9 protein-coding genes and 1 CRISPR repeat array are annotated in these 12,084 nt (G+C 61.9%); of the genes, 8 read left to right on the top strand and 1 reads right to left on the bottom strand.

Going from position 1 to position 12,084, the window contains the following annotated elements; genetic code table 11:
• Positions 1-92: 92 nt before the first annotated feature.
• On the bottom strand, positions 93-1,502 hold the full coding sequence (locus tag CJ255_RS19070; RefSeq protein ID WP_245863583.1) for a VanW family protein: 1,410 nt from the start codon (positions 1,500-1,502) through the stop codon (positions 93-95).
• Between the two features lie 271 nt (positions 1,503-1,773).
• Between CJ255_RS19070 and CJ255_RS19065 the strand changes: the two genes are divergently transcribed.
• The 8 genes from CJ255_RS19065 (at position 1,774) to cas2e (ending at position 10,609) form a co-directional block, all read left to right on the top strand.
• Complete coding sequence (locus CJ255_RS19065; protein WP_097645680.1) at positions 1,774-4,005, top strand: CRISPR-associated helicase/endonuclease Cas3; 2,232 nt, start codon at positions 1,774-1,776, stop codon at positions 4,003-4,005.
• Positions 4,002-5,621, top strand: coding sequence for a type I-E CRISPR-associated protein Cse1/CasA (casA, locus tag CJ255_RS19060; protein ID WP_097645679.1), 1,620 nt, complete (start codon positions 4,002-4,004; stop codon positions 5,619-5,621). Before CJ255_RS19065 ends, casA begins: the two co-directional genes overlap by 4 nt.
• The gene (casB, locus tag CJ255_RS19055; RefSeq protein ID WP_165774807.1) at positions 5,614-6,114 is read left to right on the top strand and encodes a type I-E CRISPR-associated protein Cse2/CasB; all 501 of its coding nucleotides are present in this window, start codon (positions 5,614-5,616) and stop codon (positions 6,112-6,114) included. Before casA ends, casB begins: the two co-directional genes overlap by 8 nt.
• A gap of 160 nt (positions 6,115-6,274) precedes the next feature.
• Positions 6,275-7,441, top strand: a complete 1,167-nt coding sequence (cas7e, locus tag CJ255_RS19050; protein WP_097645677.1) for a type I-E CRISPR-associated protein Cas7/Cse4/CasC — start codon at positions 6,275-6,277, stop codon at positions 7,439-7,441.
• A gap of 227 nt (positions 7,442-7,668) precedes the next feature.
• The gene (gene cas5e, locus CJ255_RS19045) at positions 7,669-8,499 is read left to right on the top strand and encodes a type I-E CRISPR-associated protein Cas5/CasD (protein ID WP_097645676.1); all 831 of its coding nucleotides are present in this window, start codon (positions 7,669-7,671) and stop codon (positions 8,497-8,499) included.
• Between the two features lie 3 nt (positions 8,500-8,502).
• On the top strand, positions 8,503-9,228 hold the full coding sequence (gene cas6e / locus CJ255_RS19040; RefSeq protein ID WP_097645675.1) for a type I-E CRISPR-associated protein Cas6/Cse3/CasE: 726 nt from the start codon (positions 8,503-8,505) through the stop codon (positions 9,226-9,228).
• A gap of 164 nt (positions 9,229-9,392) precedes the next feature.
• A complete protein-coding gene (cas1e, locus tag CJ255_RS19035; protein ID WP_097645674.1) occupies positions 9,393-10,337 on the top strand; it encodes a type I-E CRISPR-associated endonuclease Cas1e in 945 nt (314 codons plus the stop codon).
• Complete coding sequence (cas2e, locus tag CJ255_RS19030; protein ID WP_097645673.1) at positions 10,334-10,609, top strand: type I-E CRISPR-associated endoribonuclease Cas2e; 276 nt, start codon at positions 10,334-10,336, stop codon at positions 10,607-10,609. The genes cas1e and cas2e overlap by 4 nt, the downstream gene beginning before the upstream one ends.
• A gap of 129 nt (positions 10,610-10,738) precedes the next feature.
• A CRISPR array of direct repeats spans positions 10,739-11,375; the repeat unit is 28 nt; unit sequence GATGTCCCCGCGCACGCGGGGGTGAACC.
• Positions 11,376-12,084 lie beyond the last annotated feature (709 nt).

Here is a 12,084-nt window from a genome sequence, read left to right as displayed (position 1 = left end):
TCTGTTCTTCTGTTCTTCTGTTCTTCTGTTCTTCTGTTCTTCTGTTCTTCTGTTCTTCTGTTCTTCTGTTCTTCTGTTCCTTCGTTCTGTTCTTATCTACGCGGCGGCAAAACACGCACTCCGGGCGGCGGGGTCACGCCTGGGCCGTAGATGAAGAAATCATCCCAAGGCAAATAGCGCGTAAAGAAGGGCTCAACCCGCGTTGTGCCATTGGCGCGCGTAATGATCCGCGTGTAGGTCACATCCACCCCAGCGCGACCATGCACCAACTGCTGCACGGTACCTGCGGGCAATTGGCGATCCAGTTGCCAGACTGCGGTGCCTGGCTGGCGCCAGTTGCGCGTCGTCGGCCCTTCGTAGCGCACGCTACGCCCGTCGCTAATCCCATAGATCTGGAAGGTCACTCGCTCACGCGCTACATCAGTGATACCGATCACATAGACCGGCCCTGGCGTATCGTTGCGCCAGCGAAAATCAACACTGGGCGAAAAGACGGTCGCATCGAAGCCCAAGATATTTTCGTAGAAGTTGACGATATGGCTATGGCCTACCCGCCGCGTGATCTGCAACCCCGCATTGGAGACCGCACGGAAGAGGGTGGTCGAGACCTGGCAAAGACCCCCGCCAATCACGCGCTCGAGCCGTCCGCCCACAATCGCATAGCCCTCAACAAAGCCATTCTCTGCCGAGAAATCACCAATTGCCAGGAACGAAAACTCGGTTCCGGCGGGCACCACGCTGCCGTGGGTCATCTCGGTTGCGCGGCTAATATTGGTAACCCGTTCATACGACGAGGCGGGAAAGCCCGTACTGGCTTCGCCCAAGAGCGCAATCTCTGGTACAGGCGCAGTTGCCGCCTGAGCTACTGGATCGCCCGCAAGCAATTGGCGTCCCAAGGGGGTAAGGGTCACCTCACGCGAGCTACCCTGCTGCTCTGGGTGGTAGACGAAACGGGCACGCTCAAAGTATTGCACAAGACGTTCACGGTCGCTCGCGGCATCCCACTCATAGAACTCCTCGGAGATGGGATAGCCAAAGGCGGGGATGCCACCATTCGTCTGCCAAAACCAGCCAAAGGCACCGCCAATCGTATGGCCCGATTCGGGGAAAAAAGTGCGCTCAGGGTCAGGCGAAGCCGCCAACCAATCAAAGGCAGGCTCTGTACGCCCCGCCGCCATCAAAGCCCCCGCGCGCGTCACCTGAACCCGCTGACCCGCTGGTGCATTGGGATTATATTCAAGCCGCGCATGTTCAAAATATTGCGCCTGCAAACCATCGCCCGCCACGATCAATTCGGTCAGTGGCAAGCCAAAGGTGCGCGGGCCGCCATGAGCATCAAAGAACTGCTTAACCTCAAACCCGACGTTATGCCCCGTCTCGGGAAAATAGACAAATGCTTGCGGGGTCGCCGTCTGAGTCGCAGGTGCCGCTGCAACCTGGCTTGGTAGCGAGGCCATCAGCATTGCGAACAGCAGGGTGAACGAACAGAACCAACGTACCATAAACGAACCTCCTCTGCCCCCCCAATGTTATAGCATAGTATAGCATGGTGAGGTGGGTGATACCATTTACGATTGTAGATTGCAGATTGCAGATTGAAGTGGGTGATACCATTTACGATTGTAGATTGCAGATTGCAGATTGCCGAACATGGCGTCCCAATGAGCTTGAGCCTTCTTGATAATACGGCATGTTCAAAGGTAATGGGTATGATAGGAGGGATAACGGGGTGACCGTTAGGGAAGGTTGCACTCGATACCTAGAGGCTATTTCATGACACTTGATCCTCTGTTGATCCAATTCTGGGGCAAGACGCCCAAACGGGACGCTCCGGTGAGCGATTTTCATCCGGCGATCTTCCATATGCTCGATGTGGCACTGGTTGCTGAGGCGCTGTTGCGCGCTGGAGCGCCCCGTTTGCGCTGGGCGCTGCTTCACGCTTGGCGCGGTTGTGACCCCGCTGCGTTGGTGGCGTGGTTGCCCTTTTTGATTGCGACCCACGATTTGGGCAAGGTTGCGGCTGGTTTTCAGGCGCAGGTAGAGCCGCAATGCGAGCGTCTGCAGCAGTTGGGGGTACGCTTCAAGCGGCGCAAGACGCAGATCTACCATGCGGAAGTAAGTGCGCTCTGGTTGCATGAGCAGCTTGCGGCCCACGAGCCGGGGGTCTCGCGTCAGTTGGTGTGGGCGTTGCGCGATGCGATGGGTGGCCACCATGGGCGCTTTGCCCAAGCAGAGATGGCGGATATACGGAAACGTTTGCGCGCTTCCGAACAGGGTGAGTCGCGTTGGGCAACGTGGCGTGAAGCGAGCTATCGGCTGCTACGCGATCTGCTGGCCCCCGCTGGTGGGCTGGCTGCTATGGGTAGCCCGGCGGAGGTTCGTGTGGCGACGGTGGCGCTGACCGGCTTTATCGTCTGGTGCGATTGGATGGGTTCCAATGAGTATGATTTTCCCGCGACGCCCGGCTTGGCTGCGGCGGACTATGTGGCGCTGGCGCGTGAACGGGCGCAGCACGCTCTGGATCGCCACCACCTACGGGCCGTGCGCCCAGTCGTTGACTACCAGGGCTTTGCGACGCTCTTTCCCGGTCAGGGGCCGCCGCGCCCGCTGCAGGCGCTGTTCGATCAGTGGAATGCTGGCGATCTCGCTTCGCCCAGTTTGACCCTGATTGAAGCGCCGACGGGCGAGGGGAAGACGGAGGCGGCGTTGGCGTTGGCGCGTCAGGTTGCGGCAGTGCGCGGGGTGGATGAGATCTTCTTTGCGCTGCCGACGATGGCAACCAGTAATCAGATGTTTGGACGCCTGCGGTTGACGCTCCGCATGATGCCAGCACGCGATACGGTCGCGGCGGAAGCCGCCTATCTGCTCGATCTGGTGCGTGAGGGTGGCGCGGTGGCGCGGCTCTGCAATCGGGTGGATGATGCCCAGGCGCTCTATGCGGCGCTCAAGGAGCGGCTGCCCGAGCAGAGTCAACGGATGCTGCTCCACGCCCGCTTTCCCCTGGCGGCGCGCAAACGGGGCGAGGCGTGGATTGAGGCCAATGTGGGCAAGCAGACGAAACGTACCGCCGAGCAGCCCCTCATTGTTGTGGGAACTCAGGTGCTCGAGCAGAGCCTCGATTATGACGTGGATGTGATGGTGAGCGATATGGCCCCCATCGATCTGCTGTTGCAGCGGGCCGGGCGGCTGCACCGCCATCTGCGCGACGGGAAGCGCCCCCAGCGCCACCGCGAGCCGGTGTTGGAGGTGGTGGCCCCGCTGGATGGCGACGGGTTACCCGACTGGCAGCGTTGGGCGCCCATCTACCAACCCTACATCCTCTGGCGCAGTTGGGCCGCGTTGGCGGCGCGCGCCACGGATGGTCGCTGCCCCATTCTGCTGCCCCAAGACTATCGCCCGCTGATTGAGGCGGTCTATGGCGCTGGCCCTGCGCCAGACGCTCGTTTTGCCGATCAGATCGCGGCGACCCACGCCGCCTACCTGAAGGCGACCAAGGAGCAGGAGGCGCAGGCGCGCCGCCCGCTGACGCCGGAGGCGATCAGTAGTGATGCGATCACGGTTGACGGCGGGATCGCCTGCATTGAGGAGGAGGCGGGCCAGGCGGCGCTCTGGCAGTTGGCCAAGACGCGCCTGGGTGACCGCGTCACGCTCGTGCCGGTCTACGCATGTGATGATCGCCTCGCGCTCGATGCCGCAGGTACCTTGCCGCTCTCGCTCGACAGCCCAACTGACCTAGAGGGGCAGAAGGAGATCCTTAACCATGCCGTGCCGGTGAGCGACTGGCGGCTGATTGCAGCCTACCAGGCCGAGCGCCGCCCGCGTGCATTGCATTGGCCCTGGCCTGATCTGCCGCAGACGCTGCGCGGGGTTCACCCCTTGCGGCTCGACCCGACCAGCCACGCGGCTACGATCAATGGCTGCATGGTGCGTCTTGACCGCGATCTTGGCTTGGTGATTACGAAAGCTGAGGGGCAATTCGGCCCAACCTTTGAGGAGGAGCTATGAACGAACCCGCCTACCCTTTCAACCTCTGGCATGATCCCTGGATCAGAGTAACCCGTCTTGATGGCCAGAGTGCCACATTGAGCATCGCGGAGACGCTGGCCCAAGCAGCGCGCCTCGCCGCCCTCGCCGATCCATCGCCACTCGTCGTGGGGGGCAGCCACCGGCTACTCGTCGCCATCCTCCAGGCGCTCTACGCCCCGCCCGATCTGGGGGCACTCGCCGAGTTGCTAGAACGCGGGCAGTTTGCCGAGCGCGAACTTGACGCCTTTGGCAAAGAGTATGGGCCGCGCTTCGCCCTCTTCCACCCGACGACTCCCTTCATGCAGACGGGCGATGTGCCGCTGGATGGTTGGCAGAAGCCAGCCAAGGGCCAGAAGCATGCCTGGGGCGAAGCGAAGCCGATAACGTATCTCTGCCCAGAAGTTCCGACTGCCACAAATCGCACCCTCTATCACCATGTTCGCGATGAGGATCATCTGTTTTGCCCAGCCTGCTGCGCTCGCGGCCTCATCACGATACCTGCTTTTGTGATGTCTGGAGGATCGGGGAATCGCCCTTCTATCAACGGCGAGCCACCAATCTACATCTTCCCTGTAGGCCATACGCTGTTTTATTCTCTTGCATGCTCATTAGTTACGCTAGGGTTCATCCCTAGCACAGCCGATCCTGATCGAGCAGAATACACAGCTTGGAATCAGCATAATGTTATCGGAAAAAGCCAAGAAGTGTCGGCGGTTGGCTATTTAGAAAGTCTTACCTTCCCTGCGCGACGCATCAGGCTTTACCCTCAAGTCAAGGCGACAAGATGCACCCATTGCGGTCAGCAGACTCCCATAAGTGTGAGTAGTATGCTGTTCGAAATGGGACACTGGCTGAGTAAAAGTGGTCCTGTTTGGGATGATCCCTTCGTTGCATTGCGCAAACCGCGTGGAAAGGACAAAGCCGATGGTGAACCAAGGCCTGTTCGTCTTGAAGCGGGCAAGGCGCTCTGGCGTGAGTACAGCACGCTCTTGCTAGGTAAACCTGACAAGAGTGTACTTCGTCCTAAAGTCTTGCAACAGCTAGGGAAGCTGATTGATGACTATGGGGTTCTGCAAGACAACGATATTTTGCGTTTCCGGTGTACTAGTATACGCAACCCACCTGGCAAGGCCATCGTTGACGAATGGCTCGACGAGGCGCTCGATGCCCCGCCCGCGCTACTCAACGATGATGCTGCCGCATATCTCATTGAGCAGGCGCTGAAGCAAGCTGATGAGGTGCGCTTTGTCTTGGAATCGAGCTTTGACCACCACTTTCGCCCGGCGCGTGACCGTGGCGGGCAGAAGGCGGAGTTGGCCCGCTTCAAGACGGTGCGGGCGCGTATGACCACCAACTACTGGGCGGCGTTAGCCCCCCGCTTTCGTCAATTCATCTATAACCTCAGCGATGAGGCGCAACGCGAGGAGGTGGAGCGTGAATGGATAAACCATCTGATCCGCGAGGGGTTGCAGCAGTTCCAAGCCGCCGCCGAGCAGGCGGGTTCGCAGAGCGAGGCGCTGCGGGCACGGGTGGAGGCCGACGCAGAGGCGCGACGGCGCTTGTATGGCAAACGAAAGGAGTGGCTGGGTGAGTAACCAAGAATCGACGCCGCGACAGCGGCAGATCGCCGAGTTTGTGGCCAACCTGGAGCGGCTCGACGCCGCCGGACGGGCGCGCCTCAAGCGCAACGCCGGACGACGGCTCAACGAGGCGCGCGATGTGCAGCGCGTCTTCTTCCAGGCGCTCCCCTATGCGCTGGCTGGCCGTGCGTTTGAAGAGGAGATCTACTTCCTCGTCGCTACCCTCTACCCGCTGGCAGATTCGCGCAACGACAGCACGAACCTCGGCCAGACCATGCGCCGCGTGCGGCAGACACGGGAGAGCGAAAGCATTGATCGCCGCTTTCAGAGCCTGCTCGACAGCAACAGCGAGCAACTCCCCTTCCGTCTACGCCAGATCGTGCGCTTGGCCGCTGCCAGCGAACAGACCATTGATTGGGCGCAACTGCTCCAAGACCTGCTGGCCTGGGAGCATCCCGAACGCTACATCCAGTTGCGCTGGGCGCGCAACTACTTTGTCGGTGAGTGAGGGGACGGGCGGGAACCAGGTTCCCGCCCATCCCCTCATAGGCGCGGCGCAGCCGCCAACGCGGAACAAAAAGGTTCTTTTGGGGGAGGCTTCGCCTCCCCCAAACCCCCGCCGGATGGCGTAACCTAAACAGACAGTGAAAATATCTTAGGAGGCCCAGATGCTGATCGCAATCCATCTCTTGCAGAACCACGCCCCCTCGAACCTCAACCGTGACGACAATGGCGACCCCAAGGACGCCCTCTTTGGCGATGTGCGGCGGGCGCGCATTTCGAGCCAGGCGCTCAAGCGGAGTATCCGTTGGTCGGAGAGTTTCCGCAGCGAGTTTGCGGCGACGCCGGAGCTGTTGGCGACGCGCACGCAACTGCTGCCCGACGAGGTGGGCAAGCGGCTGGCCGGGGAGGGGCTAGATGCCACGGTAACGGCGGCAATTGTGCAGGCTGCCGCCCGCCTCGGCAAGGGAGAGAGCAAGACGACGGCGGGTGAAGCGGAGGATGAGGGGAAGCCCGCCAAAGGCAAGAAGGGCAAAGCGGCGGCGAACACAGGCGAAGAGCGGGTCAAGACGGCACAGTTGATGTTCCTCACCAACACCGAGATTGACCAGTTGGCGGCGAAGCTCACCCAGATCGCCCGTGAGCAGGGGGTAGCGGCGCTCAACGGCCTCAGCGGTGAGGCCTTGGTGAAGGCGATTGGCGAGTATGAGCCCCACGCGGCTGACATCGCCATGTTTGGGCGTATGACCACCTCCAGCCCCTTTAAGAATGTCGAGGCGGCGGTTCAGGTTGCGCCGGCCCTCTCGACCCACGCGGTGGAGCAGGAGTTTGACTTCTACACGGCGGTGGATGACATCTCGGGCGAGACGGGGGCGGGCTTTATTGGCGAGGTGAGTTTCAACAGCGCCACCTACTACAAGTACTTCTCGGTGGATTGGGAGGGCTTGGTGAAGAATTTGCAGAACGACACGGCGGTGGCGGCGATGACGGTGCGGGCGCTGCTCAAGGCGGCCCTCTTCGCCATCCCGAGCGGCAAGCAGAACAGCTTTGCGGCCCACAACCTGCCCGATCTGGTACTGGTGGAGGTGCGCGAGCAGAAGATCGCGCTGAGCTACACCAACGCCTTTGTCAAGCCGGTGCGCGCCAACCGCACACAGTCGCTCGTGGAAGCCTCAGCGCAGGCGTTAGCGACGTATGTGCCACAGATCAACGGGATGTACGGCCTCAGCGCCGAACGCGCCTTCCTGAGCACCATCCCCTTCACCCTGGATGGAGCGCAGCAGTGCGCGAAGCTTGACGAGTTGGTAGCGTGGCTCGCTTCCAGCGTAAAGTAAGCCCTTTGTCTGGTTTGGGTGTGACCAAAACTCGTAGGAAGGGTGCGCGAGGGAACCTGGTTCCCTCGCATCCTCAACGTGTAGGAAGGGTGCGCGAGGGAACCTGGTTCCCTCGCATCCTCCCTCCGTCCGGCGGGGTGTGGGGCGCAGCCCTACAGATTCTGATCACACCCGTCTGGGTTTGGCGGCGCAGCCGCCAAACCCAGAAAAAAGAAAGAAGAAACCGAATGAACACTCTCTTCCTACGCCTCGAAGGCCCCTTACAGGCCTGGGGGCTACGCGCTCGCTGGGGCGAACGCGACAGCGCCGATGCGCCCACCAAATCGGGCGTGGTGGGGCTGCTGGGCTGCGCCATGGGCCTGCCCCGCACCAGCCCTGAGCTACAGCAGATCAGCGACCAACTCCGCCTCGGCGTGCGCGTCGATCTTCCTGGCACACGCCTACGCGACTACCACACCACCGGCGGCGGGCGCTATGGTGACACCACGCACGATGGCGGCTCACGCTACCACAACGATCCCTACGTTGGTGGCGTCCTCTCGGGTGAAGTGGATGCCAAAGGGCGCATCAAGGTCAAGATCAATGCGACCACCAAAGAGCCCGAAACCGACGTTTCTGAGCGCCACTACCTCGCCGATGCCAGCTTCCTCGCTGCGCTACAGGGCGAACCGGCCCTCATCGCACGCCTAGCCCACGCCCTCCAGAACCCGGTCTGGCCCTACTTCTTAGGACGCAAAGCGTGCGTACCAAGCACGCCCATCTTCGCGGGCGAGGGCGAATTTGCCCAACTGCGGGACGCCCTAGAGCATGCCCCCTTCACGCCCCGCGTCACGCAGGCGTGGGCAGCGCGGGGCGAACGGCAGCGGCGACCGACGGCGCTCCGCCTGCTGCTCGAAGCGGGGCCGGGCGAAGGCAACTGGCAATACGACAACCTCGCGGTCGCAGCAGAGCGCGTCTTTCGGCCACGCTACGTGCGCGAAGAGTGGTGGCAACTGCCGCCAAGCGATGAGCAGGCCACACCCCCGGCAGACGATACGATCAACACCCTGGAGGGCTAAACGATGTACCTATCACGCCTCATCCTCGACCTACGGCAGCCAGCGGTACGTCGCATGGTGAGCGACATCTACCAACTGCACCGCAGCGTCCTCGCCGCCTTTCCGGCGGCCCCAGCGGGGCAATCGGCCCGTGCCTATTTTGGCATCCTCTACCGCAGCGAAACGATCGCCCAACGTCCCATGCTGGTACGCCTGCTCGTGCAAGCGCAACACGAACCAGACTGGTCAACGCTCGCGGCGCACCACCTTGGCCCGGATCTCGACGAACGGGGCAACCCGGCGGTGCGGCGGATAGACGAAGAGTATGCACGCATCACCAACGGCACAGCGCTCTTCTTCCGCCTACGCGCCAACCCCACACGTAAACTGCCCGAGCGGCTACCGGGGCGCGAAGATCGCCTCGCGGGCAAGCGGGTGGCCCTGCTGCGCGAAGAGGAGCAACTCGCCTGGCTAGGACGCAAAGGGGAACAGCATGGCTTTCGGCTCGTAGCGACCCAACTCGAACCCGACATTCCCGCCGTGCAAGCGGCACGCCAAGCCAACGAACGGGGTCGTCGCCCCGCACGCGAGGGAGGCCAAACAATGGCCCTCACCTTCGGCACCACCATCTTCAGCGGGCAACTTGAAGTCAGCGACGCAGAGCGCTTTCGCGCCTGCCTCAGCCAAGGCATCGGCAGCGGCAAAGCCTTCGGCTTCGGCCTACTCTCGATTGCGAGTATGGGCCTCTAAAGGCGACGGCTGCGTCCCATGCGCACGAAGGCGGGGGTTTGGGGGAGGCTTCGCCTCCCCAAAGGAGACGGGGGTTTGGGGGGAGGCTTCGCCTCCCCCAAGAAAATTTTGTTCCGTTGTGGCGGCTTCGCCGCCACAACGGAACAAAAAAAGAGAAAGACATTATGCCCAAAGATCTCAATATTCTCCCACGAGTACGTGACGGATGGAGCTATGTCTACATCGAGCATGCGATCATCGAGCAAGACGCCCTCGCCATCACCGCTATCGACAAAAACGGAAGAATGCTCATTCCATCGGCAGCGCTCTCGCTGCTCATGCTCGGCCCAGGCACAAAGATCACCCACAGCGCCATCAAAATCCTCGCCGACAACGGCTGCCTCATCGCCTGGATTGGCGAAGAGGGCGTACGCTTCTACGCGCTCGGCATGGGCGAAACGCGCTCATCGGCGCACCTGCTGCGCCAAGCGGCCATGCACTGCGACGCAGATCTACGCATGCAGGTCGTGCGGCGCATGTACGAGCAGCGCTTTCCCGGCCCACTCGATCCAGAACTCACCATCCAGCAGATTCGCGGCAAAGAGGGGGTGCGGGTACGCGAAATGTATGCCAAATGGAGCCGCGACTCAGGCGTGGAGTGGAACGGACGCTTCTACAAACAGAACGACTGGCGCAAAGCGCAACCGATCAACCGAGCGATCTCAGCAGCCAACAGTTGTCTGTACGGCATCGCCCATGCCGCGATCATCGCCCTCGGCTACTCACCAGCCCTCGGCTTCATCCACACCGGCAAAATGCTCTCCTTCGTCTACGACGTTGCCGATCTCTACAAAGCCGACCTCACCATTCCCGTCGCCTTTCAATGCACCGCCGCTGGCGAGAGTCGGCTTGAGAGTCGAGTGCGCCACATCTGCCGTGATCGCATCCGCGAACAGCGCATCCTTGAACGCATCGTCGGCGACCTCGACAAACTCTTCACCGTCGAGGGGCTAGATCAGCGTGCAGCGGAGCTGATGGATCGTTACGCCGCACGGCCAGGTGGTCTCTGGGATCCAGAAGACGGCGAGGTAGCCGGCGGCACCAACTACGGAACGGAGGATAGCGAATGACCGTCATCGTCCTTGAGCGTGTCCCAGCGAGCGTACGCGGCGAACTCTCGCGTTGGATGCTTGAAATTCACACAGGCGTCTTTGTCGGCAGCCTCTCGGCCAAAGTACGCGATCTTGTCTGGCAACAGATCTGCGAACAGATGTCAGATGGCGCAGGCTTTCTCGTCTACCAGACCAACAACGAGCAGGGATTTGCCATTCGCAGTCGCGGCACCACCAACCGCAAGGTGATCGAGGTCGAAGGGCTCTTCCTCGTACGCATCCCGTCCTAATGCGCCAAATCGCGGCAAGAGGCCATGCAACCACTGCCACCCAAAAACAGATTCCGCGTCCTAATGCGCTGCATGACTTCTGGCCTTGATCTTCGCGCCAGATCGCATTAGAATGGGCTAGGAGCTAGTGATGTCCCCGCGCACGCGGGGGTGAACCGGCATCGCGCAGAACTTGGCTCAGGTCAACGGCGATGTCCCCGCGCACGCGGGGGTGAACCGGTTTCGCTCGACCACGTGCTCGACCACGGGCGGATGTCCCCGCGCACGCGGGGGTGAACCTTCGGGATAACCACGCGAGGCTCCTATAAAAGCGATGTCCCCGCGCACGCGGGGGTGAACCGTCGTAGGGCGTCGTGGTGATGAGTACCCGGCCGATGTCCCCGCGCACGCGGGGGTGAACCGCCCCGGCGCAAGGGGCCGTGGTGCTCGATGCAGATGTCCCCGCGCACGCGGGGGTGAACCGGGGTACTTCCAGGAGCGATTGGCGATCGACGAGATGTCCCCGCGCACGCGGGGGTGAACCGGCGCAGCCCGTCAGCCAGCGGCATGTGGTACGATGTCCCCGCGCACGCGGGGGTGAACCGTTGCGCGGGCGCTTGGACTAGCGCCCGCGCCCGATGTCCCCGCGCACGCGGGGGTGAACCGTGTACCAAGCGCCGTTGGAGTGCAACGTGCCCGATGTCCCCGCGCACGCGGGGGTGAACCGCGTGGCGTTGCTCGTCCTTCGGCCTGAATTGCGATGTCCCCGCGCACGCGGGGGTGAACCGAAAACTACGCTTTCAGCTATACACTTACCGTTCGCTCATTTCTTTGACGGTTCGTGGAAATAGGCGAGTTGTGTCGGGCGGAACAATCCATGTCCCGCACATGTAGGGGCGTAGCAGCGGCCACCCAGGAAACCATGTGCATACAACGAGCCAAAGGCCGCTGCTACGCCCTGCCATGCAGCCTCCCGCCATCCTGTTGCGCCATTCATGATGCCATTGGTGGAGGAAGAGCACCTAGAGACGCCACCACCCCTTCCCGCCCCAGGGCGCAGCAGCGGCCTTGTGTTCTGGGAATCAGACAGAATCATTGGGGTGGCCGCTGCTGCGCCCCTACGATTACCGATTACGCCCAACCAAGCTCCAATGGTTGGGCTGCGGTCACCTAGCCACACGTTCCGTTATGCTCGCTTGCCTTCACGCAGCAATTTGCCAAACGCGGTTCCAAATGAGCGAACGGTAAGTCTTACTAAGGGCAAAAACCATTAAACGCAGTAGCGCAAAAGGAACGCTGTGTAGGGGCACGGCGCTGCCGTGCCCTGGGGGCTACGGCGACCACGGGGATGGCACGGCGCTGCCGTGCCCCTAGGGGCTACGGCGACCACGGGGATGGCACGGCGCTGCCGTGCCCCTGGGGGCTACGGCGACCACGGGGATGGCACGGCGCTGCCGTGCCCCTGGGGGCTACGGCGACCACGGGGATGGCACGGC

Origin of the sequence: Candidatus Viridilinea mediisalina (genome assembly GCF_002532535.1) — a bacterium.
GTDB lineage: Bacteria > Chloroflexota > Chloroflexia > Chloroflexales > Chloroflexaceae > Viridilinea > Viridilinea mediisalina.
Note: the sequence above shows the minus strand (reverse complement) of the source record. Positions and strands in the feature narration are given on the sequence as shown.

What these genes read in the sequence shown, in the direction of transcription:
- CJ255_RS19070 (WP_245863583.1), bottom strand. Translation starts at nt 1,502, where the DNA reads ATGGTACGTTGGTTCTGTTCGTTCACCCTGCTGTTCGCAATGCTGATG.
- CJ255_RS19065 (WP_097645680.1), top strand. Translation starts at nt 1,774, where the DNA reads ATGACACTTGATCCTCTGTTGATCCAATTCTGGGGCAAGACGCCCAAA.
- casA (WP_097645679.1), top strand. Translation starts at nt 4,002, where the DNA reads ATGAACGAACCCGCCTACCCTTTCAACCTCTGGCATGATCCCTGGATC.
- cas7e (WP_097645677.1), top strand. Translation starts at nt 6,275, where the DNA reads ATGCTGATCGCAATCCATCTCTTGCAGAACCACGCCCCCTCGAACCTC.
- cas5e (WP_097645676.1), top strand. Translation starts at nt 7,669, where the DNA reads ATGAACACTCTCTTCCTACGCCTCGAAGGCCCCTTACAGGCCTGGGGG.
- cas6e (WP_097645675.1), top strand. Translation starts at nt 8,503, where the DNA reads ATGTACCTATCACGCCTCATCCTCGACCTACGGCAGCCAGCGGTACGT.
- cas1e (WP_097645674.1), top strand. Translation starts at nt 9,393, where the DNA reads ATGCCCAAAGATCTCAATATTCTCCCACGAGTACGTGACGGATGGAGC.
- cas2e (WP_097645673.1), top strand. Translation starts at nt 10,334, where the DNA reads ATGACCGTCATCGTCCTTGAGCGTGTCCCAGCGAGCGTACGCGGCGAA.